This is a genomic window from Roseibium sp. SCP14, assembly GCF_040329475.1.
Classification (GTDB): Bacteria; Pseudomonadota; Alphaproteobacteria; order Rhizobiales; family Stappiaceae; genus Roseibium.
Genome location: NZ_JBDZYH010000058.1, coordinates 1 through 223 on the forward strand (window position 1 = coordinate 1; position 223 = coordinate 223).

Annotated in this window: 1 protein-coding gene; it reads right to left on the minus strand. The window is 61.4% G+C overall.

All coding sequences use genetic code 11. From position 1 onward, the window contains the following. The coding region (locus ABLQ08_RS32605) for a M10 family metallopeptidase C-terminal domain-containing protein (RefSeq protein ID WP_352950937.1) at positions 1-223 on the minus strand (223 nt) is incomplete at both ends.

A 223-nucleotide genomic window follows, 5' to 3' on the forward strand; every position in this document is an offset into this window, starting at 1 on the left:
CCGGTACCACCAATCAGCGCGTCGTCGCCGGTGCCGCCAATCAGAATGTCGTCACCGCCATTGCCTTGAAGCGTGTCGCTGCTGTCTCGACCCTCAAGAATGTTGTTCGCGCCGTTGCCGATGAGCTGGTCCGCACCGCTGCCGCCAATCGCATTCTCCATCACCGTCCCCCTCGCGATGAAGAAATTGCCGACAAGGCCGCCGATGTTGGAGGCCTGTTCCT